We start from the raw sequence: 24,205 nt of genomic DNA, 5'->3' as shown, positions 1-24,205 counted from the left end.
GGTAGTACACCCCGCGATTTTTCGACGCCGGACGAAACAGCCATCGACCACTGCAGAAATATCGTTGTTACTTGTTGTCACAATGTGTCACGATATATACTCCGGAAAGTGCATTTTACGGCACTTTCAGACCCTATTGGACGTAGTTCCTTCGTGAGAATATATAGTTATTCGTATATGGAAATCTGGGAAAGAGTTTAGTTGTCGTCAGGAGATGGTTCGAACGAGAGGGCCATGACAGACGACACACACCTTCGGGCGGAACTGTATCTTCGCGGAGACACTTACGGCACGTTCGATGCCCAGCAGCAGGTGCTCAACCGGGTCAAGCGACTCGAAGCCAACGGCGTCTTCACGGACTCGATGGTCGCTGGTGAGTGGCAGCGCATCCGGACGATGGCCGAGGACAAGCGGTCCGGCGCGCTCGCGACCTACGAGGAGTTCCGCGACTGGTCAGAGCGGAACGGTTCGTCGCTCGAACCGGCGTTCGAGCGGCGGACTCGAAGTTACGTCGGACTGGACCGGGTCGACGACGTGGTCGTGTTCCCCGTCGTCTCGCTGGCCATCTACGACGACAAGCAGTTGGAGGCCGTCTTCCCCTGCACCGACGACGACATGACCTACACCGTGGGTGACGCACTGGAAGCGTTCGAGCGTGGCGACGGGGACTGGCTCGTCCAGTTCGATTCGGTGACGGTGGGCCGGACCGAACCGTGGCTCGAACCCGGCGTCGAGACGACGCCCTAACCCCGTAGCGCTTCGACCGGTTCTTCGCTCGCTGCTTTCCACGCCGGATAGAGACCGCTGACGATGCTCGTCACCACGGCGAAGCCGAAGGCGGCGAGCAGGTACCACGCGTTCGCGAGGCGGAACACCGCCATCGCGTCGCCGACGGTGTAGTGGTTGATAGCGAGGCCGGCCCCGAGGCTGAGGACGACGCCGACCAACCCGCCGACGATGCCCAGCAGCGTGGCCTCGGTCAGCATCACTTTGAGGACGTCGCGCTTCTGGTAGCCGACGGCTCGCAGGACGCCGATCTCCTCGCGGCGTTCGACGGTCGACATGAGCATCACGTTGAGGATGGAGATGCCGGCGACGAGCAGCGAGATAGAGGCGATGCCGACCAGCACCGTATTGATTATCTGGAACTGCTGTTCGATGGTGTCGACGAGCGATCCGAGTTCGTTCACCGTGACTCGTTGCTCTCGGTCGTTGAGAGCGCCCCTGATGGCGCTGGCCGTCTCGTTGGCCTGCGTGCCGGTCCGAGCGGTAACGTACACCTGTGCGTACCCGCGCTCGTGGAAGTACGAGGGAGGGAGGATGAGGCGGCTGTCGGGGTTCAACCGGGAGAAGGCGTCGCCCGATTCGAGTACGGCACGGACCCTGACGGTCGTCCCGTTGACGGCGATGGTACTCCCCGGGTGTAAGTCGTGTTCTTCTGCGATGGTCGTCCCGACGAGGGCGCCCGAGCGGAACGGTTCTGGGACACGCCCCTCAGATGCGTTGTATACCTCGCTGGGACGCTCTAACCCGTAGATGAACTCCGACGTGTTCTGCTTGCGGTCGTACGCGACCGGTTCGATACCCTGCTTGACCGGAGAGACTGTCACGCCCGGCCCGGCGACGCGCTGAATCTCCCGGATGTCGCGTTCCGAGAGCGAGGTGACGCCGGCGTCCCGGTTCGGCGAGACGGTCACCTGATTCCCGAGGTCACCGAGATTCTGTGTAAACGAGTACTGCAGTGCGACGCCGAACATCCCCAGAGAAGCGATGGCGATGACGCCGATGACGATGCCAAGCGACGCGAGCAGCGAGCGCATCTTCGTCCGTGTGAGGTTCCGTCGAGCCATGAGTACCGACGGGAACCGGCGGTACAGGGGGTCAAGCATTCAGCACCTCCTTGCCGACGGTGCCGTCGACGAGGTTGACGGTCCGGTCGACGTACTCGTTGACCAGTTCGTCGTGTGTCACGGCGACGATGGCGACGTCCTGTTCGTCGGCGATGCGGCGGAACTCGTCGAGAATCTGCCGACCCGTCTCACGGTCTAGGCTCCCGGTGGGTTCGTCGGCGAGGACGATAGTCGGGTCGTTGATGAGCGAGCGAGCGATGGCGACGCGCTGTTTCTGCCCGCCAGAGAGTTCGTCGGGTCGGTGGTCCAGACGGTCACCGAGTCCCACGCGCGTCAACAGGTCCTCAGCGCGGGCGGTTCGGCCGGGATCACGGTCGAACAGGCGAGGGACCTCGACGTTCTCGACGGCAGAGAGCGTCGGGAGGAGATAGAAGTGCTGGAAGACGAATCCGATTGTCCGTTTGCGGAGGCGCGTACGCTTCCGGTCGCCGAGGTCAGTCACGTCGCGGCCGTTCAGCGTGAGACGGCCCTCCGTCGGCGTCGCGAGCAACCCGAGGATGTTCAGGAGCGTGGTCTTCCCGCTGCCGCTCGGTCCCATGATCGAGACGAACTCGCCGGCAGACAGCGAGAAGTCGACACCGCCGAGCGCTTCCAGCGTCTCGCCGCCGGTTCGATACCGCTTGACGAGGTCGTACGCGTCGATGACGGTCATAGGTCCTCGTCGTCGTCCCCGCGCTGATACCGCCGGACGAGGATACCCCCGACGATGAGGAGGGCGACGGCCCCGACAGCGGCGACCGGCAAGAGACCACTGCTGGACCGCTGGTCCGTCGGTGTCCTGTTCTGACTGGTGTCGGCGCTGCCGGCGTTCACCTGCACTGTCTGGCGCTTGCGGTCACCGTCGACGAGATACGACACCTCGACCGGGACCGACGTGACGTTCCCGTCGGTCCGCGCAGTCAGGTCGAACGAGACGAAATCGCTCGCCGGAACCGTCCCGACGAAGTAGTCTTTGTTCGGCGCCGCCGGTTCCACGCTGTCGGTGGGGACGACGCTGAGAACGACGCTGTTGGCCTCGGTCATCCCGAGGTTGCTCGCACTGCCCGTAATCTGGACGACCCCGCCCTCGCGGGAGACCGACAGGCCAGTCAAGCCGATAGTGCCCGGGGCCGACCGGAGTTCGGTGGTCGTCGTCGCACGTCGCTCGGCCGTGCCGACCTCGTACCGAGTCTCGACGGTGACGTTGGCGCGCGGTTCCGAGAGAGTGGCGTTCAGACGGACGCGTTCGGACGACCCGGGTTCGACCTCCCGTACGATGGCCTGACGGAACGTCGCGTTGTCGGACGCGGCCGTGACGACGACGTCCTCGATGGGCGCGTTGCCCCGATTGATGACGTCGACGGCGAGGGCACGGTCGCCGCCGCTGCCGACGCCGGTCGCATCGAGGACGACGCCCTCGCGGAGGCCCTCGCTGCGAATCGTCTTGCTCCGGGTCACTGTCCGTTCGGTGTCACCGGCGATGGTGTACGAGAGCGTCGCTTCGAGTTCGTGCGGGCCCTCGCTCTCCGGACGGAACCGGAACGGCGCTGTCACGGTGTCGCCCGGACCGAGCGTAGCCACCACGGTCCGCTCTTCGAGCATCGTGACGCCGTCGCCGGAGACCGTTATCTCGGCGTTGGAGACGTTGGTATCGAGGCCGTTCGCGACGGTGACGGTACCCGACGAGGGGACGCCAGCGACGGAATCGTTGGCCTTGATATCGAGTTGCGGATGCCGCTCCCGAACGGAGACCGAGACCGGATACCGGAGCTGGACAGTTTCGCTAGCGTTGGGATTGTACGCGTAGACGAACACGCGCATATCGCGGGTCCCCGCCGTCTCGAACGTGTGTGTGAGCGGCACCTGAATTTCGGATCCCGGTGTGATGGTCCCGACGTTGCGCACTCGCGTATATTCGGTGATGCCCCCGCCACCGGCGCGGCGGAGCGCGATGGCCCGGATATCGAGCGAGTCGCTGCTGCTCTGGAGGTTCCGTACCGTCGGTGTGAACGTGACCGTCTCGCCGGGAGCGGGCCCGGACGGCGTGACGTCGACGCCGGTGACCGACGCGTTGACGCCGGCACCGGCGACGGTCACCGGTACGACGGCGACGAGTATCGCGACCGCGAGGAGCGTCAGACGTCGCATCGTCGCCTCCGGGTCGGCCGAACGTTCGTTCGATAATCGATGCACAGAGGGCCGACTCGCGAGGGGAGGGCAACCGTCATGGGTCGGCCTGCGTATAGCTACGGATTAAAACTACTGAAATTTGTTCCCAACTCACTGCTGAACGCTGCTTTGGCGTGTCCGGAATATCTCCGTCGGCCGCACCGTCCCACACGGCCTGTGTAGGTCGACGGTCGCCGGGACCGCCCTACGAGTCGAAAAGCGGGGCGAGTCAGGACGGAATCGTCTCGATGAGACGTTCGAACTGCTGGCGGTACTGTGCCTCGGCGCGGGCCTGTGCGAGCCCCGACTCCTCGGCGAAGGCGGCGTCGAACCCGGCCATCCGCCACAACAGCGTCGAGAGCTGATAGAGGGGACGTCGGTTCTCGTACCCCTCCTCGAACGTCATCGGCCGCTGTGAGCGATAGCCCTCGTGGAACGCCGAGCGGAGCGTCTCGCGTATCTCCGGATCGCGAAACGAGGAGTCGACGAAGAGAAACTCCGTCTGTGCGAGGTTGTATTCCGGTAAGGCCGCCAGTACGTCCTGCCAGTCGAGGACGGCCGTGATAGGGGCCTCGGCCTCGGCGTCGAACATGAGGTTCGCCGGCCGGAAGTCGTCGTGGACGAGTCTCGGGACGCCGTCCTCGGGGACGACGTCTAGCGCTGGCTCGATGCGCGTCGTCGCACGGTCGGCGACGTCGGCGAACCGAGTATCGGCCAGCCGCGAGAGGTGGGTCCGGGTGAGCTGTTCGAAGTACTCGCGCCAGCTCCCCATCCAGTCGCGGACGATGAGCCGACCGTCGTGCAAGTCGAGGCGGCCGAAGGCCTCGAACCCGATTTCGGAGTGCATATCTCCGAGAATCGTACCCGCCTGTCGAAGGATTCGGGAGCGGTGGTCGGTCGAGAGCCCCGCGAACTCCTCGGCGAGGTTCTCGCCGTGGACGCGTTCGGTGACGAAGTACGGTGGGACGTCGACGGTCGGGTCGCGCTTGAACACGAGGATTCGTGGAACCGGCACGTCAGTCCGGTTGGCGACGTACTCGTGGAGTTTCGGTTCGACGTCGAACGGCACGTCGCCCGGCGGTTTGAACTTCACCACCACCTCGTACTCCTCGCCGGCGTGCGAGAGCGTCACCAGATAGACGTCGCTCTGGTGGCCACCACCCGGAGTCTCGAACGAGAACCCGTCGTAGTCGGGACCGGACTCGTCGAGAACCGCCTCGATGTCTCGTTCCGGCGTCGACACACTGAGCGGCTAAGCGGGAGGGCTAAATAAAACTGTCAGTCGCCTCGTCGCGTCGACCGCCCGTCCAGAGCCGAGGTGTGACTCACCGATAGCCCAGTTGTTCGAGGTGCCGGGCAGTGTCGTCGTCGACGGTCGCCGCTGCAGTCCCGTCGACCGCGCCTCGCTTGGCGGACTCGATTGCGGTCTCGAAGGGCGGGTCGGTGTCGGCGGCCGGGAGGCCGTCTCGCCGTCCGACCCTCGACTGCCAACTCGGTCGGTCGGCGTCGAGGGTGTACCGTCGCGTCTCGCCGGTCACGTCCCACACGGTCTTCGTGTCGTCCTCGTAGACGCACCGCACCGCGCGGTCCCACCGGGGGTCATCGGGCGGGTCGTCCCACGTCGGCGTGCGTCCGAGGACTTCAGCGGCGACCCGGTCGGCCGTCACGTCGCGGAGTTCGTCGACGGTGAGGCCGGAGACGAACGCGCCGAGACGACGAAGCGGGAGGTGACGGCCAGCGTTCAGCGACGGCACGGCACCGTCGGTCGGTGGATTCACCACGGCGAACGGGACGTGCAACAGCCCCTCGGTGAGGCTGCTAGTGTGGTCGAGGAGACCCCTGTCGGCCGGATACGCGAGGTTGTGACCGTGGTCGCTCGTGACCACGACGGTGGTCTCTCGGTCCGTCTCCGCGACGACCGAATCGACGAAGTCGGCCACGATGCGGTCGAGATAGCGGACCCGTGCGTCGTAGATGGCTCTGAGGGAGTCGACGTCGTCGGCGTACGGCCCCATGTCCGCAGCCGTGTTGACGGCCCACGTATCCAGCCGTCGGTCCGACCACCGTCTGGAGACCCCGTAGTCAGCCATCCCCCGCCAGTGCCAGTAGGGGGCGTGGGCGTCCATGAGGTTCGCGAAACAGACCACGGGATCGTCGCGGTCGACGACCGCTCTGCGCGCGCGTTCGAGGACGGCGGTGCCGCCGTTGTCAGTGGGGGCGGGGACGGGCAACCCCTGCAGTCGGGGATGGTCGAGCATCGCCGAACGGACCCGCTCGGCGGCGACGTTGGCCAGTGCGCCGAGCGGTCGGTCACCGGTGACCGCGGCACGGACCGCAGTCAGCGTTCCGTCGGCGTCCCACGCGGGGTTCCGTGCGTCGGGGACCACGCACCCCCCGGGAACGAACACCGTCTCGTCGAAGAACCGGCCGATGCCGAACGCATCGCTCACCCACCGGTTCGCGCTGATACAGGCGGTGTGGTACGCGTCCGGGAGGTCGCCGAGGAACGTCTCACTCGGCCCGACGCCGTCGTAGTGTCGAGCGTGCGTGTGGACGCCGTGCTGGTGGGGTAACTCGCCGGTGAACAGACTGGCGTGACTCGGCACGCTCCACGCGCTGGGCGCCCGACAGCCACCGTGGACGAGGGCGGCCCGGTCACGTATCCTGTCGGCGTGGACGCAGAAGCTATCGGCACGGACCGTATCGAGACACAGGACGACGACGTTTCGCTGGGCCATCGTGACGAGAGCGGGTTGTGTGTCGTTAGGACTGCCCGCAAAAATACGTATCGTGCCCCGACGGAAGTGGAGGGTCTATGTACACGCAGTCCTCAGTCCCGGCCATGCGCACGGTCGACATCGACGGCCTCCCGGTGGGGGACGGTCACCCGACGCGAGTCATGAGCGTGTTGAACATGAGTTCGAACTCGGGATACAAGCCGAGCGTCTATCTCGACCCGGCCGAGGCCGCCGAGGCCATCGAGAACACGCTCGTCCCCGCCGGGGCCGACATCGTCGACGTCGGCCTCCAGTCGGCGAATCCGAAGTACGAGTCTAAACCCGTCGAGAAGGAACTCGACCGACTGGAGGAGGTCGCGCCCCTCGTCGACGAACTGGACGCCGACGTGCCCCTCTCGCTGGAGACGCGATACGCCGAGGTCGCCGAGGCAGCCATCGGCTACGGATTCGACCTCATCAACGACGTCTGTGGCTTTGCGGACCCGGAGATGAAGTCGGTCGTCGAGGCCCACGACATGCCGGTCGTAAAGATGGCGAGTCCGCCAGACCTCGCTGCCCCGGGCGCGTTGAAGACGATGGACGAACTGTTCGAGGCCCTCCAGCGCGACGGCTTCACGGACCAGACCATCATCGACCCGGCCTTCGGCGGGTGGTACGACGGCAAGGAGTTCGCGGACAACTGGGAGCTGTTCCGCCGCCTGCGGGAGTTTCGCGCGTTCGGCCGGCCGATGCTCACCGCGACCAACCGCGAGGACTTCCTCGGTGACCTCGCCGGGCGACCGGAGACGGCGGACCAACTGGCCGTCAGCCTCGCCGCGGCGACGATGGAGGCCGAACGTGGGTCCCACATCATCCGGACACACGACACGAAAGAGACACACGACGTCGTGAAGGTCGCGGACGCACTGGGCGACGAGCGGACGGTCCGGGCCGAGACCGACCCGGGACCGACCGTCGCCGAACTGACCGACGTGACAGTGCGGGAGGTAGAACGCAACCAGTCGCTCGGCGAGACGCTGGCCGGCGAGACGGGCGACGGCGCGACGCTGACGTTCCTGCTCGGTGACCTCGCCGAAGACGAGGCCGCGAGCGTCCGGGCCGTCGCCGAGGTGGTCGACGTGGTGCTGGTCGAGAAGTCGAGCGGTGCCCTGTACCTCGGCGGGTCGGCGGCCGCCGTGAAAGTCGTCGCCGACAGTCTGGCCGAGGACGGCCACCGCGAACTGGCCGGAACGCTCCGCGAATCGCTCTCGCGCCGGGTCTGAGTCGTTAGGCCAGTTCGTCCACGAGGTCGTGGAACGACCCGATGGTCAGGTCGGGGTCGCCGGCGAAAGCGTCCCACGGGCCGTCGTCCCGGTTCACCCACACGCCCTGCATCCCGGCGTGCATCGCGCCGTAGACGTCGAAGTAGCCCGCGGTGACGTGGGCGATCTCGTCGATGGGCGTTCCCGTGCGCGCGGCGGCGTGGCGGTACAGTTCGGCGTCGGGTTTGAACGTCCCAATCTCGTCGGCACTGACCGTGTCCTCGACGAGGCCGCCGATGCCGGCGTGGTCGACCATCGAGTCCAGCATCTCCGGATTGCCGTTCGAGACCACGTAGAGGTCGTAGCCGGCGTCGTACAGGCGGTTCATTCCCTCACGCACGTCGTCGAACACGTCGAGTTCGTGGTAGACGGCCAGAATCTCGTCGCGGTCCTCGGTCGAGATGTCGACGCCGTGGGCGTCCAGCGCGTACTGCAACGCATCGCGGTTCACCTCGTAGAACGGCTTGTAGGCGTCGACGGCGTTGGCGATGAACGTGTAGGCGAGCGACCGCGAGCGCCAGAGCCGCGAGACTGGCTGCGGGTCCGGAACTCGCTCACTGAGTGCCTTTTCCGCGGCCTCGACGTCGACGATGGTGCTGTACGAGTCGAACGTTAGTGTCGTGACGCGGCCGGGGTCGAACGTCATAGCACCCCATTGGTGGGCTGGACGGAAAAGAACGGCCGGCCCATTGAACTCCGTTTGCACACCGCGACCCCGACGCGCCTGTGGGTTTATGCCACGCCCGCTCGCAGTCCGGGCTATGCCGGACAGGTTCGGCGTCGGCGGGCCAGCGGTGGTCACCGGCGCGTCGAGGGGCATCGGACGGCCCGTCGCCGCCTCGCTCGTCACCGGCCAGACGCCGACCCCGCGCGGCGTGCCGCCAACAGAGGAGACACCCGACCGATGACAGTCAGAGACATCTACCTGCCAGTCGCCGCACAGCCCTCCGTCGACGCGCTCGTCGGGATGAGCCAACTCGCCGAAGACGCCGGCTACGAACGCGTCTGGCTCCCGGAGACGTGGGGCCGGGATGCCGTCACGACACTGACGAGTATCGCCGAACACACCGACGGCGTGGGCATCGGCACGTCGGTGATGAACGTCTACTTCCGGTCGCCGACGCTCATCGGGCAGACGGCCGTCACCTTACAGGAAGTGTCCGAGGGCCGCCTTCGGATGGGCGTCGGACCGTCCGGCCCCATCGTCATCGAGGGGTGGCACGGCGTCGACTTCGAGCGACCGCTCCGCCGGACACGGGAGACCATCGAGGTCGTCAAGCAGGTTCTCGACGGCGAGACAGTGAATTACGACGGCGACATCTTCCAGTTGTCCGGGTTTCGCCTGCGCTGTGACCCGCCGGACCCCGTCCCCCCAGTCGACGCCGGCGGCCTCGGCCCGAAGTCCGTCGAACTCGCCGGCCGGTTCGCCGACGGGTGGCACGCCCTCCTGATGACCAGAGCGGGGTTGAGAGACCGACTGGAGGACTTCGAGGGCGGGACGGCCCTCGGAGACAGAAACCGCGAGGACCAGCGTGTGACGCTCTCACTGCCCTGCTGTGCGCTCGACGACCGGGAGCGGGCCCGGGACTTGACCCGTCAACACGTCGCGTTCTACATCGGCGGCATGGGAACCTACTACCGGGACGCGCTGGCGAGACAGGGGTACGAGGACACGGCGTACGAGGTGGCCGAGAAGTGGGCCTCCGGCGAACAGGCGGCCGCCACCGACGCCATCGGCGACGACCTGCTGGACGCGATCGCCGTCGCCGGGACCCCCGAGGAGTGTCGGGAGCAGATCGGACGGTTCGAGTCGCTGTCCGGCGTCGACGCACTCAACGTCTCGTTCCCGCGAGCGGCCGAGCGAGACGACATCGAGGCCACTATCGACGTGCTAGCGCCCTGAGTCTGCCGTCACCGCGGACTGACGACCGGTGTAATCGAGTCTCGGCGGCCGTCGAGGACGCCGAACCGTTCGCCACGTCGGAGTTCGAGCCAGTGGAGGAGGCGTTCCGCCCACTGGAGTTTCCGTCGTTTCTCCGGGTTCACGTCCGGGTCGTCGAAGTCCCACCCGACGAACCGGAGCGAGTCGGCACCGAAGTGGTCGGCGAAGAAGGCCGCCCGGTCCCCGTCGGTGAATCCACCGAAGTTGTGGACGGTGTCGGTGGGTGCAGCCTGTGTCGTCGGGACGACGAAGGCAGGGTCGTACGTCGGGACGTGGTCCTCGACCGCAGGGACGTTGTCGCCGTGTGCGTGGACGAGGACGGGGGTCTCAGATTCCGTGAACTCGCGTGCGGTCTCGGGGTTCTTATCGAGGTCAGTCACCATGCAGTCGACGGCGACACCCACCGCTCGTAGTCGGTCGGCGGCCGTCGAGGCGGCAAGCACCACGTCGGCGTCGGCGGCCCGGTCGGCCCCGCGCTCCAGCGACGGGCCGGCCCCGGCGATAGCTACCGCCTTCGACCCGAGGGCGAGATTCGCCGGTCGGTAGGTCTCGCTGTCGGAGAGCAACGCGCCGAGTCTGTCGCGGGCCCGTTCGTCGCCGGCACGACCGTAGCCAAAGTCCGTGAGGATGGCGGTGTAGACGGGTTCCCAGGTGTCGAAATCCATAGCTGTCGCTATCAGTTCGGTGCCAGATAAACCGGATTGAGCCGAAATGGCACGTCCGTGTACCCCTACCCGGGTGCCCTTTCGGCTTTCACTCGGGTCTTCTGACGCCTCCGGTATAAGCTTTCTCTTACTCCCACCTGTCACACACGAGCGTCCCGGGTTATTACCAGTCCGCGACAGTCTAAAGGCGGAGACCCGTCTACCAAAGCGGAAGATGGATGAGTCGAGTGCCGATACGCTCCCGGACTCGCTGGTAGTCGTCTCGAACCGTCAGCCCTACAGCCACGAGTGGGTGGCTGGCCCCGTCGACGGCCCCGTCGAGGACGACGACGTGACCGTCACGGAAGCGACCGGCGGCGTCACGAGCGCACTCGATCCGCTGATGCGGGCCCGCGGCGGGACGTGGGTGGCCTGGGCCAGCGGCGAGGCGGACATGGCCGTCGCGGATGACGGTATCGTTCCCGTGCCACCCGGCGAGGAGTCGTACCGCCTGAAACGCGTCCCGCTGTCGGAGGAGGCCATCGACGGATACTACCACGGCTACTCGAATCAGGTCCTCTGGCCGCTCTGTCACGAGGACACCGGCCGGATGTGGGGCGATCCCGCCTTCTGGGAGCAGTACTGCGCGGTCAACGACCGCTTTGCCGACGCCGTCAGGACCGTGACAGACGCCGACGAACTCGTCTGGTTTCAGGACTACCACCTCGCTCTCGCCCCCCGAACGGTACGCGAGGCGCGACCAGACGCGACGCTCCATCACTTCTGGCACATCCCGTGGCCGGCGCCGTCGGTGTTCGAACACTGCCCGCACGCCGACCGACTCCTCGATGGGTTGCTGGCGTGTGACGTCGTCGGCTTCCACACGGCGGTGTTCGCCTCGCGCTTCCGCCGTTGTGTGGAGGCGACGCTGCCAGAGGCGACAGTCGACGAGGATTCGGGCGTGGTCCACTACGACGGCGCGTCCACCCACGTCGTCGCGAATCCGCTCGGTATCGACGTCGACGGCGTCAGGAAGCGGGCCAAAGCAGCGGACACCGCGGCGGTCAGGCGGCGCGTCCTCGGTGAGACGGTCCCGGACCCGTCGATTCCGGTCGTACTGGGAGTCGAACGCCTCGACTACTCGAAGGGGATTCCGGAGCGCATCGCCGCACTCGACCACCTCTGGGAACGGCGCCCGGACCTCAGGGGGACGTTCACCTACGTCCAGAAGGCCAGTCGGACCCGGGAGGGTATCGCCACGTACCGACGGTACCGACAGGACGTCGTGTCGGAGATACAGCGTGTCAACGACGTCTACGCCACCGACGACTGGCAACCGATAGCGTACACGGAGCGGAAACTCAGCACGGAGACGCTCGACGGCCTCTACCGGGTGGCCGACGTGGCGCTCGTGACGCCACACCGAGACGGTATGAACCTCGTCGCACACGAGTACCCCACCGCCTGCGTCGACGGCGACGGCGCACTCGTCCTGAGCGAACTCGCCGGGGCGGCGACCCAACTCGACGGCGCGCTCACGGTCAACCCCCACGACATCGCCGGCATCGCCGACGCGCTCGAACGAGCGCTCGAACTCGACGACGACGAGCGCCGGGACCGACTCGAACGGTTACAGGAGAGCGTCGCGGCCCTCGACAGCCGGCACTGGGTCGAGCGACAGTTCGCCGCCGGTCCAGACTGATCCCCTGCGAGACAACGGTGTGGTTCGACGTGTTCGGTCGGTAGAGGTACTATGTACCGGAGAATTCGTATTTTCGATTCCCATTCTTCGGGAATTCACCCATAGATATATCCTATATTAAAGTATACTATTAGACATGAGTACGAGACAGACACTGCAATCGGAGATACTCGGCCGGGACGTCACCTTCGACTACTCGGAGACGTGGGTCGGCTACTCGCTGTTCCTCCTCCGCATCGTGATGGGCTGGACGCTGTTTCAGGGTGGGGTGACGAAACTCGTCACCTACCTCGACGGCAACCCGGAGAACAACTGGACCGCGGCGGGCTTCCTCGCCAACGCCATCCCCGAGGGGAACCCCTTCACCGGGATGTTCGTTGCGATGGCCGGGAACCCCGCCATCGACTGGTTGAACATGCTGGGCCTGACGCTGGCCGGGTTAGCGTTGCTCCTCGGGGCGTTCGTCCGGTTCGCCGCGTTCTGGGGCGCCGTGATGATGCTGTTCTACTGGCTCGCGTCGCTACAGGGTGGCCTGCTTGCGGGCCTGCCGGTAGCCCACGGCTGGGTCGTCGACGACCACATCGTCTACGCCGTCCTGCTGTTCGGCCTCGGCGCGTTCGGTGCCGGCCGCATCCTCGGGTTGGACAGCTACCTCGAAGACATGTCGCTCATCGACAACAACCAGTGGCTCCGTTACGTCCTCGGATAAGAGTCACACCGCGCTCTTTTAGTCTCGCTGCCGACTACGGCGGCGTATGGCCAAGGTCAACATCGGACTCCGCGGGTGGCGGTTCGACGAGGACGTACTGAACGACGAGGGCAAAGTGCGACCGCTGAAGACGCTAGAACCCGAGGTGCGCCAGCGCATCCTCGTGCTGGCCGACCGGGTCGTCGACCCGTGTGACGCCTGCTGGCTCGTCCACGGCGAGGAGAACGTCGAGGCGTGCAACGTCGCCGAAGTCATCTACGGCGAACCCCGCGGGTCGGTCGTCCTCTGTTCGGTCCACGAACCCGACTTCCTCTACTGGTTCCGGGAGGCCGGCGGCGACGCCTACGCCGGCGAACTCGAACTCCGCGACGCGTTCTACGAGTGGTTCGACGACGGGAACCGGGCCCCCGACGACTACGAGGGCCTCGACCACGTCGAGGAGGACCCCACCGCCCTCCCCGAGGCCCCGGACGCGTCGGAGGCCGTCCCGGGACTGCAGGAAGAAATCGACGAACTCGACGACGAGGACCTCGAAGCGATCGAGACGGACCTCAGCGACCTCGACGTATGATCGCCGTCGCCGTCGTCGACGCCGAGACGCCGGGCAACGTCGGCACCATCGCTCGCTCGATGAAGAACTTCGGCCTCTCGGAGTTACTGCTCGTGGACCCGCCGGAACTGGACCCGGACGGCGAAGCGTACGGCTTTGCCGGACAGGCCCGGAAAGACATCCTCCCGGAGGCTCGCGAGGTCACGTTCGACTACCTCGTGGAGAACTACCACACCGTGGCCTGCACCGCGACGACGAACGAGGACGCCTCCAACCACGTCCGCTACCCCGCGAAGACGCCGTCGGAACTCGCCGACTCGCTCGCCGGCGTCGACAGCGACACCTGCCTCGTCTTCGGCCGCGAGCGGGTGGGCCTGACGAACGACGAACTCGCTCGGCTGGACGAACTCTGTTCGATTCCGGCCGCTGCCGACTACCCCGTGTTGAACCTCGGACAGGCCGCCACTATCGTGCTGTACGAACTCCGGTCGGTGACGGTCGAACGCGACCAGCACCCCGAGGAGCTACACGCTCGGGCCGACGAGCGGGCCGTCGAGGGCCTCCACGGCGAGTTCGAGACGTTCCTCGACGCCATCGGTCACCCGGCCGAGAAGCAGGCGAAGACCCAGCGGATGTTCCGCCGCTTACTGGGGCGGGCCCATCCGACGGGACGGGAGACGCGGACACTCCGAGGTCTGTTCCGCCGGGCCAGACAGCGTATCGACCGGGCCGCCGCCGAGTCCGACCCCGAAGACGAGACGTGAGTCAGTCGATCGCCGGTTGGCGCTCCCGTCCCGCCGAGGAGTCGCCGTACGTCTCCGTGAGGTAGGCGTCGGTACGCCGGACGAAGTCACTGTCGTACGTCCAGACTCCCTCGTATTGCCCGCCGCCGTCTCGCTCGACGGCGAGCAGCGCGGCCCGTTGGCTCGGGTCGCCGTCGCCGTCGAAGACGACGAACCACGACTCCGATAGTTCGCTCGCCTCGCCACTGTGGACGGTCACGCCGGGGAGCGACGCGTCAGTGTCGTCCACGCCGTAGACGTGGACGTCGAGTCCGCTGTCGGCCAGACGCTCGTAGATGCGGGCGCTCTCTGGGTCACCGGTCAGCCGGGAGAGGTACTGGAATCCGGCGTGGAGACGGCCGCGGCCGACTCTGTTTGCCAGCAGTTCGATGGTGTGACTCACGTCGACGAGGAGGTTCTTGTCCGCCGCGGCGGCGCCGAACACCGATCGGTCGAGGTTGCGCAACAGCTCACTCGTCCGCCGGTCCGAGAACGCGTCGTCCCCGTCGGTCTGGATGTCGATGGCCGCGGCCAACGCCGTCACGGACTCGCTGCCCAGTACGTCGTCGCCGTGGTGCAGGAGCGCCACGGAGCGGGGCTGGGCCACGTCGAGGGACGCTTCCCGGACGGTGATGCCGTGCCTGTCGAAGTACCGCTCGACGGCTTCGAGGGCGTCCGGCGGCCCCTCGTAGTTACAGACCGTCAGCGTCGGCGAGTCCGCCCGGACCGAGTCCAGCACCGACCGGAGCGAATCGGGGAGCGGTCGGTCGGTGGAGTCGACCCGTTGCGAGCGGTCGGACGGGTCGGGCGATCCGTCCGTTCGGTCGAACGGCGTCCACGGCGTGGGTTGCGACTCGACACCGAGCACCCGGAGTTCGGTCCCGCCGTCGGCCTCCCTGACCTCGACGACGCCGTCGACGAACGAGCGGAGCCGCTGGAGGTGTTCGGGGCCCATCGTGTCCGAGTGGGCGACGACGAACCCGACGCCGTCGGCCTCGCTGATGCGGTTCGTGACGACGTGGAGGAACCGGACGACCTGCTCGGGCGATGCGTAGAGCGACATCGTCGTCAGCGAGAAGAGTCCGAACCGGATGCGGGTCGAGTACTCCGTGTACAGGGCCTCCAGCACCTGCGTCAGTTCCATGCCGATGCCGGTCAGGTCGGCGGGCGACCCGACGCGGCCGTCGAGCGACGCGAGCCCGCTCGCGCCGTGCGAGTCGCTCACGCAGTCGACGACGCCGACGGGGAGCGTATTGGCCGGTCGACCGGCGGCGTCTGAGAGCGACGCCCGGACGTCCGCGGCGCTGGTGTCCGTAGAGAGGACGGCGACCGCCTCACCGTGGTCGAATCCGTCGGCGAGGAGTCGGATTACGAGGGAGCGCTTGCCCGTCATCGGCGGCCCCACGACGAGCAGGGTCGACCCGGGTTCGAGACCCTCGACGGGGAGGTCGTCCCCGAGAGCGTACATACGGCCCGTACGACCGGGAGGAATAGAAGTGTACCGGCCCAGATATCAACGGGGAAGCACGTCAGGCGCGTTTCTGTATCTCCTCGCGCAACACGTCACTGACCGTGTCGCCGTCGGCCTTCCCGCGGAGCGCGCCCATGCACTCGCCCATGAGCGCCGAGAACGCACCCATCCCTTCCTCGGCGACCTGTTCCTCGTGGCGTTCGACGACCTCTGCGACGGCCGAACGGACCTCGTCCTCGTCGACGCCGCCGAGGTCTTCCTGTTCGATGGCTTCCTCGGCGGTGAGCGACGGGTCCGCTGCGAGCGCCGTCAACAGGTCCTCGATACCCTCGCGAGGCACCTCGCCGCTGTCGACCAGAACGAGCGTCGCACGAAGGTGGTCGTCTGTGAGGTTCTCGACCGGCACGTCGTCACGGCGCAGTTCGGTCAGCGTGGATTCGAGGGTCCCCGCGGCGAGCGTCGAGTCGACCCCGTCGGCGACGACAGCCTCGAACAGCGGCCAGCGCTGGCCGTAGGCGACTTGCTCGGCCAGTCCCGAGTCCAGTCCGAACTCGCTCTCGTAGCGAGCGACCTTCTCCGTGAGCAGTTCCGGCGTCTCGATTTCGGTCACGTCTGGCTCGACCGGCGGCACGTCCGTCTCGGGGTACATCCGCGCCGCACCGGGGAGCGGACGGAGGTAGCGGGAGGTGCCGTCTTCGAGCGCGTCGCGCGTCTCCTCGGGGACGCCCTCTAGTGCCGTCTCCGCTCGCTCGACGACGGCGTCGATGGCGAGTTCGGCCGTCTCGGGGTCGTCGGCCACGAGCGCCACGGCGTCCTCCGGACCGGCACCGACCGCCTCGCGGAGCGCTTCGACCTCCGCTTCGGTGACGCCGTAGGCGGGCAGTTCGTCCGTGTGGAAGATGCCGCCCGCGCCGTGTCGCTTGGCGTGGTCGGAGAACTCCGTCCCCAGCCGTCGGTCGGGCTGAATCTCACGGCCGACGAGGCCGTCGAACCCTTCCAGGAGGACCGCCTGCACGCGCCCCCCGCTGTCGAGTGCGCCAGCGATGACGCCGGAGTCGGTGTCCTCGAACGTCTCTGTCACGTCCGTCGGGTCGCCGACGGCCGCGTCTCGCTCGGTGAGTTCCTCGGCGATGTCGACGAGTTCGACCTGTCGCCGGACCTCGTTTCGGACGAGGTCGTCGATGTCGTCGAGGCTCTGGACGCCCTTGAGTTCGATGCGGGCCCCCTCGGCGATGGAGACGTTGACGTCCTGCCGGATGGTGCCGAGACCGCGTTTTACCTTCCCCGTCGAGCGAAGCAACATCCCGATTCGCTCCGCGGCCTCGCGGGCCTGTTCAGGGGAACTGATGTCCGGCTTGGTGCCGATTTCGACGAGCGGGATTCCGAGACGGTCGAGCGAGAAGCGGACGCCCTCCTCGGTCTCCTCGACGCGCTGGCAGGACTCCTCTTCCAGCAGCATATCCTCGATGCCGACCGGGCCGTCGCTCGTCTCGATTTCGCCGTCGTTGGCGACCAGCATCGAGCGCTGGAACCCGGTGGTGTTCGACCCGTCGACGACGATCTTCCGCATCACGTTGACCTGGTCGACGACGTGCATGTCCATGAGCTGGCCGATCTCCATGGCCGTCTCCATGGCCTCGCGGTCGACCCGGTGGGGCGGTTCGTCGTCCTCCTCTACGAGACAGGTCGTGTCGTACGCGAGGTACTCGAACTCTCGGTCGACCATGCTCTCTTCGAGGGCGGCGTCGTCTATCTCGCCGAGTTCGCTCTTCGTCGGGTGGAGATAGCGAGTGAACGACCGCTCGGACGCCTCCGGTTCGCGCAGTTCCGTCGGGCAGTCACAGAACAGTTTCGTGGCCGTGTCCAGTTGCTGGTGAATCTCCAGCCCGGCCACGAGGCCAAGGTCCTCGTAGTCGAAGTCGGCAGCAGTCATAGACGAGTGTCCGGAACCGGGGGGCAAAAAACGCACCCTTCCGGCCCTCGTGCTTTTGTCCGACGCAGCCTTGCACCACGTGTGCGTCGGCATCCGCTACTACTCGCCGGTCTGCTCGTCCTGAGTGCGGGATGTAGCGGTATCGGCAGTCTCGGTGGGAACCCGTCGGAGAGCGTCACGCCGGCGCCGGTGCCCGAGTCAGCGACGGACAGGCAGGCGCGTTCCGACCCGCCGCCGGGTATCGGCGAGGCCGGTATCGAACGCGTCCAGACGCTCGCTGCCGGCCACCGGATGGCCCTCTGGAACAGGTCGTACACGTTCTACGAACGGTACGAAGAGACGACCGAGACGTCGAACGGCACGGTCACGCTCCTCCGGAACGAGGCGACGCGAGTCGCCGGCCCTCGGCGATATCTCCACCGACTGCACCGACAGCGGTACCGGGCCAACGAGACCCTCGGGCAGTACGAGCAGACCGAGTTCGCCGACGGCGAGCGCTGGTACGAACGCCGGGACGACGGGACCGTCACCGAGACGTCGGGCACGCTTCAGTTCACACAGGACCAGTTCGCCGCCGAAGCCGCGTTCTACATCGAGCGGTACGTCACCGTCAGCGAGAGCCAAACGCGACGTGTTCGCTGGAACGGGGCGGAGTATTTCCGCGTGACCGGGTCGAACGGCACATCTCCCGCTGGACGGGACGTCCAGTCGTACACCGTCTCTCTCGTCGTCGACAGCGAGGGACTGGTCCACCGGCTCGACGTTCGCTACCGCACGGAGACAGCGACGATCAGCTACAGTTTCTGGTACCGGCGCGTCGACCAGACCGGCGTCCAGTCGCCGTCGTGGGTCGGGGATAGACACGGCTGAGACAGGTCGGTCACAGTCTCACGCGGGACGGCGGGCCCATCACTCAGCGTCTAGTCGCACGAAGGAGTGCCCGTCGTGACTGTCGTCGCTGACGTGAGCGTACAGCGCCCCGTTGGCGAACGAGAGTGGCCCGACGTCACCGCCAAGGTCGGCAGTGAACCGCGCCGCTTCGACGCGGAAACGTCCGACGCCGATACCGCCACCCGCTTCGAGCGCTCGTAGACGGTCACCGCCGACGTACACCGTGTCCCCGACGATGACCGGCGGATGGTCTCCGATGGTTCCGACACCGACTCGCCACTGTTTCTCGCCGCTGTCGGCCGCGACGGCGTGGAGTTCGCGCCCGCCGTCGGCGTAGACGGTACCATTAGCGACGCCGATGCCGCCCTTCGCGAACCCGCCGATCGCGGTCGACCACCGTCGCTGCCCGCGCTGTCCGAGCGCGTACACCTTGCCGTCGAAACAACCGACGTAGATAGTCCTCCCGACCATCGTCGGCGTGCAGTCGACGCTGTCGGGTAACGCGGTTCGCCAGTACCCATCTCCCTCGCTCGTCCCGAGGGCGTAGACGTCACCGCCCTCCGTCGCGGCGATGACGAACGGTGGGTTCACCGCGACCGGTTGACGGACCTGCCCGAACACGCGGCGCTGCCACTCGGTCTCGCCCGTCTCGCGGTCCAGTCGGGCGATGAGCTCCCCAGCAGCGACGAACAAGCCGCTCCCCTCGTACCCGACGGTCGGAGCGGCAGTCAGATGGTCGTACTCCCGGGACCACTGTACCTCGCCCGACGCGACGTCGACCGCTCGAACGAGATCGTCACCGGCGATGTAGGCAGTGCCGTCGTACACTGCCGGTGCGGCCCAGTACGTCGCCCCCCGATTGCCCGGGTCGAGCGACCAGCGCTCTTGGCCACTCTCGACATCGAATGCGCGAACGTCGCTACCGACCGTTGCGAAGACGGTGTCACCGCTGACGACCGGTTCTGCAGAGACCATGCCCGCGTCCACGCGCCAGCGCTCGGTGACGCCCGTCCGGGGCCCGGACCCCGCTGGAACGTATCTCGTGTGTTGTCTGTCGTGTCCGGCGGTCGGCCAGTCCGTCTCGTCGCCCGCGGCGTTCGCCGCGTCGCCGTCCCCGGAATCGAACGAACATCCCGAAAACCCGGCCGCGGCGGCGGTGCCTATCGACGCGATGAACTGTCGTCTGGAGGGCATCGTGTCGGCTTCCGGCCGGCACGGGTACTATCTTTCCGGTACCGACAGAGACGCCGGAGAGACACACGTCCCGGTACTGCTCACGGGACGCCGGTCATCGTTCCGCGTCGAAACCGGTTCGAAGAGCACTTCGTTCGAGACGTCGCTACTCGTCGCCCAGAATCCCTCGCTCGGTCATCTTCGCCGGGTCAAGCACCTCGTCTACCTCGTCTTCGTCGAGGTAGCCCTCTTCGAGGACGACTTCGCGGATAGTCTTGCCCTCGGCGAGGGCCGTCTTCGCCACCTTGCTGGCCTTGTCGTAACCGATGGCGGGGTTGAGCGCCGTCGCGAGCGCCATGCTCTGCTCGACGCGCTCTGCGCAGTGGTCCTCGTCGGCTTCGAGTTTGGCGACGAACTTCTCGGCGAACACCTCGCTGCCGTTGGCGATGAGGCGGGCCGACTGGAGGAAGTTCGAGGCCAGCACTGGCTTGTAGAGGTTGAGGTCTATCTGGCCCTCGGCGGCGCCGGCAGAGACGGCGGCGTCGTTGCCGACGACCTGCTTGTGGACCTGGTTGACGGCTTCGGCGACGACCGGGTTGATCTTCCCGGGCATGATAGAGGAGCCGGGCTGGTTCTCCGGTTGGTCGATTTCGCCGAGTCCGTTTCGCGGCCCCGACGCGAGTAGTCGGAGGTCGTTCGCGATCTTGTTCAGCGATCCGGCGACGGTGCGAAGCGCGCCGTGAGCCTCGGACATCGCGTCGTGGGCGGCCTGTGCCTCGAAGTGATTGTCGGCCTCGCGGAAATCGACGCCGGACTCCTCGCTGATGTACTCGGCTGCTTTCGCGGGGAACTCGGGATGGGTGTTGAGACCGGTGCCGACGGCCGTCCCACCGAGAGCGAGTTCCGAGAGTCGCCCCTGAACGTCCTGTACGCGCGAGATTCCCTTCTCGACTTGCGTGCGGTAGCCCGAGAACTCCTGTCCGAGCATGATAGGCGTTGCGTCCTGCAGGTGTGTGCGGCCCGTCTTGACGACGTTCTCGAACTCGTCTTCCTTCGCTGCGAGGGCGTCACGGAGCGTCTTCAGCGCGGGCACGACGTCCTTTTCGACGGCCTCCAGCGAGGCGACGTGCATCGCCGTCGGGATGACGTCGTTCGACGACTGCCCGAAGTTGACGTGGTCGTTCGGGTGAATCTCGCGGGTGCCGATTTCGCCGCCGTAGAGTTCCGTGGCGCGGTTCGAGATGACCTCGTTGGCGTTCATGTTCGAGGAGGTTCCCGACCCCGTCTGGAACACGTCGACCGGGAACTGGGCGTCGTGGTCGCCAGCGATGACCTCGTCTGCGGCCTCGATGATGCACTCGGCCTTGTCTTCGGGAACCGTCCCGAGGTCGCGGTTCGCCTGTGCGGCGGCCTTCTTGACGATACCGAGCGCGCGGATGAAGCGGCGCCCGAAGGTGACGTCGCTGATTGGGAAGTTCTGTATCGCACGTTGGGTCTGTGCGCCCCAGTACGCGTCGGCCGGAACCTCCATCTCACCGAGACTGTCCCGTTCGGTCCTGAACTCGTCGCTCATACGTACGGTGGGTCGAACGCCCTCTCGTAAAACCCACCGGTACGCACTGGCACGGTCCACCGATTCACGTCGCGCCCGTGAAAATTTTGAGGTATTAGTTCAACACGCGTTGGCCGTTTTCCAGTCGAAATAGGGGTGATCGAACGCCCGCAGATGAACGGGGACCGATCGAGAGTTATACTCGGTATCGAGTAAATAATACCCAAGTAGGTATTTCCTGAAAACCGGCTCTTTCGGCCCCATAATTCCGATATATCACACCATGCTACAACGGGCCATGCGGCGTGAAGATACATTCACCATTTTTCACAATAATTCCCTGAAACTGCTGAATTCGGGCGTTTGAAGGGGCGGAGATCATGCATGAATATTCGGAAGCATTAAGTGTTGCGTGTATCCACTTAGGATGAGTTCGACTCCACGGTGACACCCATGATTGACGACCCCGTCACACACCTGTCACGTTCTCGTCCAGTCGGTTCGAGAGCGTCGTCCGGTGCGTGTCCCGTCGTCGGTCGTGACGGCCGCGTGGCCGGCGACCGATACGGCGGAACGACGACGGGCGACAGTGGTACACCAGCGGTTTCGACGGCGGGCAGACGCGTTCACTGGTGGGTGAACGACACGACAGCAGGCAGCGGCGGACCCGTGACAGTGGCGTCCCGCTCGAAGTGTACGCAGGGCGCCCGCACCGCCGAAGTGGTGTACGACGAACTCACGTCCGCGTACGACTGACACAACTATGCGCGAGATACTCAATAGACTCAGAACTGCCGGAGATTCACTCCGGTCGGTGGTATCGAGAGACGAATCGGACGGGCAAACACTTGCGACTGATGGTGGGACCCAAGCGGCGGTGGGCGAACGGCGGCGTGACACCCTCCGGGACTCCCTGCCAGTGCAGTGGGAACTCATCGAATCCGCGCCGTTCTGGCTTCCCCCTGTGCTGCTGGCGGTGTTCTTCGTCTACGGCGCTATCGCCTGGAACGCCGTCCTCTCGCTAACGGACTTCCAGGGGCTCGGAGAGCCGAGTTACAGCCAACTGGACTTCAGCATGTACGCCCGGATGGCGAGCGATGGCGCGTTTTGGCAGGCGACACAGAACACCCTCGTGTTGCTGGTGGTGTTCACCATCCTCTGTCTGGCACTCGGGCTGCTCGTCGCCATCCTCATCGACCAAGGCATCCGGTTCGAGAACACCTTCCGGACCATCTACCTGCTCCCGATGAGCCTCTCGTTCGTCGTGACGGCGACGATGTGGTCGTGGGTGTACAACGCGAAAAGCGGCGTGTTCAACCAGTTGCTCCGCCTCTTCAATCTGGAAGGTCTCGTCATCACGCTGTTGAAGCCGGCGGTGGTGAACGCCGACGTCATCCAGTGGCTGTCGTGGCACACGACGGCGCTGGCGGCGATCATCTTCGCGCTCATCTGGCAGTTCAGCGGCTATGCGATGGTCGTGTTCCTCGCCGGACTGCGCGCGATTCCCGACGAACACTACGAGGCCGCCCGCGTCGACGGCGCGTCGACGGTGCGAATGTACATGCGCGTCATCATCCCACAACTGCGAGCCTCCGCCGTCTCGGCGTCTGTGGTGCTGATGGTGTTCGCGCTGAAAGCGTTCGACTTCATCTACTCGCTCCGCGGCTCGCAGCCGGGTGCGAACATGGACATCCTGGCGACGATGATGTACCGCGTGGCGTTCGACAGCCTCCGGTGGGCGTACGGGTCGGCCATCGCCATCGTGCTGTTCCTGCTCGCGCTACTCGTCATCGGGCCGTATCTCTACAGCGAATACAAGCGAGGTGAACTATGAGTACGTCTACACGCAACCCCATCGAGTCCCTGCGGGACATGGAGAACAGCCGTATCGGGCTGTACGTCGTCTTACTGTTCGGCATCGTCTTCTATCTCTTCCCGATGGAGACGGCCGTCATGACGATGTTCAAGACGCAAACCGAGTTCGTCGAGACGGTGCCGTTCGCACCGCCAAGCCCCGACGGCTTCACGCTCGGTGCCCTGATGACCGCGTGGAACACGCTCCGGCCGGGGCTCGTCAACTCGATGCTGATGGCCATCCCGGCGACCATCTTCTCGGCGATGGCCGGGAGTCTGGCAGCCTACGGGCTGACGACTATCAGTTGGCGGGGACAGGTCGCTGTGTTCAGCATCGTGCTCGCGGGTATCTTCATCCCGTATCAGGCCGTGCTGGTCCCGCTCGCGCAGTTCTGGTACCAGATTCTGCCCGACCTGATGAACGGCTTCGTCAACACCGCGTTTGGCTTTATCACCGGCGGTAACTGGACGTACCCGACCCGAAGCGGTCACGTACAACTGCTGCAGCTATCTATCACCCACGCGGCCTACGGGACGCCGATGTGTACGCTGCTGTTTCGCTCGTACTACAAGGGCATCTCCGACGAGATGATAGAGGCCGCACGCCTCGACGGCGCCACGGCGTTTAGCATCTACAAGAACATCATCCTCCCGCTGTCGCTCCCGATGTTCGCCGTGACGCTCATCTACCAGTTCACGCAGGTGTACAACGACCTGCTGTTCGCACTGGTGCTCGTCAACGAGCCAGCGTCACAGGTGGCGACCCAGCGACTGGCCGCCCTGACTGGCGGTGTCGTTCAGTCGTTCAACACGACGATGGCCGGTGCCATCGTGGCCGCGCTACCGACGTTGCTCGTGTACATCTTCTTCGGAGAACAGTTCGCGAAAGGTGTCGCCGAATAGAC

The 24,205-nt window shown here is 65.9% G+C and carries 22 protein-coding genes; 11 read left to right on the top strand and 11 right to left on the bottom strand.

Going from position 1 to position 24,205, the window contains the following annotated elements:
* Positions 1–234: 234 nt before the first annotated feature.
* Positions 235–747, top strand: coding sequence for an HTH domain-containing protein (locus IEY28_RS02705; RefSeq protein ID WP_188994317.1), 513 nt, complete (start codon positions 235–237; stop codon positions 745–747).
* On the opposite strand, the gene IEY28_RS02700 is transcribed toward IEY28_RS02705, so the two are convergent.
* The 5 genes from IEY28_RS02700 to IEY28_RS02680 form a co-directional block, all read right to left on the bottom strand.
* Positions 744–1,889, bottom strand: a complete 1,146-nt coding sequence (locus IEY28_RS02700; RefSeq protein WP_229783067.1) for an ABC transporter permease — start codon at positions 1,887–1,889, stop codon at positions 744–746. The two genes, IEY28_RS02705 and IEY28_RS02700, sit on opposite strands and share 4 nt — an antisense overlap.
* Complete coding sequence (locus tag IEY28_RS02695) at positions 1,882–2,562, bottom strand: ABC transporter ATP-binding protein (RefSeq protein ID WP_166969343.1); 681 nt, start codon at positions 2,560–2,562, stop codon at positions 1,882–1,884. Before IEY28_RS02695 ends, IEY28_RS02700 begins: the two co-directional genes overlap by 8 nt.
* The gene (locus tag IEY28_RS02690) at positions 2,559–4,037 is read right to left on the bottom strand and encodes a COG1361 family protein (RefSeq protein ID WP_188994315.1); all 1,479 of its coding nucleotides are present in this window, start codon (positions 4,035–4,037) and stop codon (positions 2,559–2,561) included. The genes IEY28_RS02695 and IEY28_RS02690 overlap by 4 nt, the downstream gene beginning before the upstream one ends.
* 250 nt (positions 4,038–4,287) lie before the next feature.
* Positions 4,288–5,301, bottom strand: a complete 1,014-nt coding sequence (locus IEY28_RS02685) for a phosphotransferase family protein (protein ID WP_188994313.1) — start codon at positions 5,299–5,301, stop codon at positions 4,288–4,290.
* A gap of 82 nt (positions 5,302–5,383) precedes the next feature.
* Positions 5,384–6,796, bottom strand: a complete 1,413-nt coding sequence (locus IEY28_RS02680) for a sulfatase-like hydrolase/transferase (protein ID WP_188994311.1) — start codon at positions 6,794–6,796, stop codon at positions 5,384–5,386.
* Between the two features lie 104 nt (positions 6,797–6,900).
* On the opposite strand from IEY28_RS02680, the gene IEY28_RS02675 reads away from it, so the two are divergent.
* On the top strand, positions 6,901–8,058 hold the full coding sequence (locus IEY28_RS02675) for a dihydropteroate synthase (RefSeq protein WP_188994308.1): 1,158 nt from the start codon (positions 6,901–6,903) through the stop codon (positions 8,056–8,058).
* Positions 8,059–8,062: 4 nt separating this feature from the next.
* On the opposite strand, the gene IEY28_RS02670 is transcribed toward IEY28_RS02675, so the two are convergent.
* On the bottom strand, positions 8,063–8,743 hold the full coding sequence (locus IEY28_RS02670; RefSeq protein WP_188994305.1) for a haloacid dehalogenase type II: 681 nt from the start codon (positions 8,741–8,743) through the stop codon (positions 8,063–8,065).
* Positions 8,744–8,858: 115 nt separating this feature from the next.
* Here IEY28_RS02670 and IEY28_RS02665 point away from each other — a divergent pair, with 115 nt between their 5' ends.
* A complete protein-coding gene (locus IEY28_RS02665) occupies positions 8,859–9,005 on the top strand; it encodes a hypothetical protein (RefSeq protein ID WP_188994303.1) in 147 nt (48 codons plus the stop codon).
* Entirely contained in the window at positions 9,002–10,000 is a 999-nt protein-coding gene (locus IEY28_RS02660) for a TIGR04024 family LLM class F420-dependent oxidoreductase (protein ID WP_188994301.1), read from the top strand. The genes IEY28_RS02665 and IEY28_RS02660 overlap by 4 nt, the downstream gene beginning before the upstream one ends.
* An 8-nt stretch (positions 10,001–10,008) precedes the next feature.
* Here the strand turns inward: IEY28_RS02660 and IEY28_RS02655 are convergent, their stop codons facing one another.
* Positions 10,009–10,704, bottom strand: coding sequence for a 6-hydroxymethylpterin diphosphokinase MptE-like protein (locus IEY28_RS02655; protein ID WP_188994299.1), 696 nt, complete (start codon positions 10,702–10,704; stop codon positions 10,009–10,011).
* A 214-nt stretch (positions 10,705–10,918) separates the two neighbouring features.
* On the opposite strand from IEY28_RS02655, the gene IEY28_RS02650 reads away from it, so the two are divergent.
* From IEY28_RS02650 to IEY28_RS02635, 4 genes are all read left to right on the top strand, one after another.
* The gene (locus IEY28_RS02650; RefSeq protein WP_188994297.1) at positions 10,919–12,385 is read left to right on the top strand and encodes an alpha,alpha-trehalose-phosphate synthase (UDP-forming); all 1,467 of its coding nucleotides are present in this window, start codon (positions 10,919–10,921) and stop codon (positions 12,383–12,385) included.
* Positions 12,386–12,521: 136 nt separating this feature from the next.
* The gene (locus IEY28_RS02645; RefSeq protein ID WP_188994295.1) at positions 12,522–13,094 is read left to right on the top strand and encodes a DoxX family membrane protein; all 573 of its coding nucleotides are present in this window, start codon (positions 12,522–12,524) and stop codon (positions 13,092–13,094) included.
* A 46-nt stretch (positions 13,095–13,140) separates the two neighbouring features.
* Positions 13,141–13,665 (top strand): DUF8114 family protein, encoded by a 525-nt coding sequence (locus IEY28_RS02640; RefSeq protein ID WP_188994292.1) that lies wholly within the window; start codon positions 13,141–13,143, stop codon positions 13,663–13,665.
* Positions 13,662–14,408, top strand: a complete 747-nt coding sequence (locus tag IEY28_RS02635; RefSeq protein ID WP_188994290.1) for an RNA methyltransferase — start codon at positions 13,662–13,664, stop codon at positions 14,406–14,408. Before IEY28_RS02640 ends, IEY28_RS02635 begins: the two co-directional genes overlap by 4 nt.
* A 1-nt stretch (position 14,409) precedes the next feature.
* Here IEY28_RS02635 and IEY28_RS02630 read toward each other — a convergent pair whose 3' ends face one another.
* Together IEY28_RS02630 and gatE are read right to left on the bottom strand one after the other, a co-directional pair.
* On the bottom strand, positions 14,410–15,894 hold the full coding sequence (locus IEY28_RS02630) for a DUF7504 family protein (protein ID WP_188994288.1): 1,485 nt from the start codon (positions 15,892–15,894) through the stop codon (positions 14,410–14,412).
* Positions 15,895–15,955: 61 nt separating this feature from the next.
* On the bottom strand, positions 15,956–17,830 hold the full coding sequence (gene gatE, locus IEY28_RS02625) for a Glu-tRNA(Gln) amidotransferase subunit GatE (RefSeq protein WP_188994286.1): 1,875 nt from the start codon (positions 17,828–17,830) through the stop codon (positions 15,956–15,958).
* Positions 17,831–17,911: 81 nt separating this feature from the next.
* On the opposite strand from gatE, the gene IEY28_RS02620 reads away from it, so the two are divergent.
* Complete coding sequence (locus IEY28_RS02620; protein WP_188994284.1) at positions 17,912–18,700, top strand: hypothetical protein; 789 nt, start codon at positions 17,912–17,914, stop codon at positions 18,698–18,700.
* Positions 18,701–18,739: 39 nt separating this feature from the next.
* On the opposite strand, the gene IEY28_RS02615 is transcribed toward IEY28_RS02620, so the two are convergent.
* Complete coding sequence (locus IEY28_RS02615) at positions 18,740–19,915, bottom strand: outer membrane protein assembly factor BamB family protein (RefSeq protein WP_188994282.1); 1,176 nt, start codon at positions 19,913–19,915, stop codon at positions 18,740–18,742.
* Between the two features lie 145 nt (positions 19,916–20,060).
* Entirely contained in the window at positions 20,061–21,467 is a 1,407-nt protein-coding gene (locus IEY28_RS02610; protein ID WP_188994280.1) for a class II fumarate hydratase, read from the bottom strand.
* Positions 21,468–22,209: 742 nt separating this feature from the next.
* Between IEY28_RS02610 and IEY28_RS02605 the strand changes: the two genes are divergently transcribed.
* Positions 22,210–23,280 (top strand): carbohydrate ABC transporter permease, encoded by a 1,071-nt coding sequence (locus tag IEY28_RS02605; RefSeq protein ID WP_188994278.1) that lies wholly within the window; start codon positions 22,210–22,212, stop codon positions 23,278–23,280.
* Positions 23,277–24,203: a carbohydrate ABC transporter permease gene (locus IEY28_RS02600; protein WP_188994276.1), complete on the top strand. Its 927-nt coding sequence runs from the start codon at positions 23,277–23,279 to the stop codon at positions 24,201–24,203. The genes IEY28_RS02605 and IEY28_RS02600 overlap by 4 nt, the downstream gene beginning before the upstream one ends.
* Positions 24,204–24,205 lie beyond the last annotated feature (2 nt).

This window comes from Haloarcula pellucida, from assembly GCF_014647235.1.
Taxonomy (GTDB): domain Archaea; phylum Halobacteriota; class Halobacteria; order Halobacteriales; family Haloarculaceae; genus Haloarcula; species Haloarcula pellucida.
This window is presented reverse-complemented; position numbering and strand designations above follow the sequence as displayed.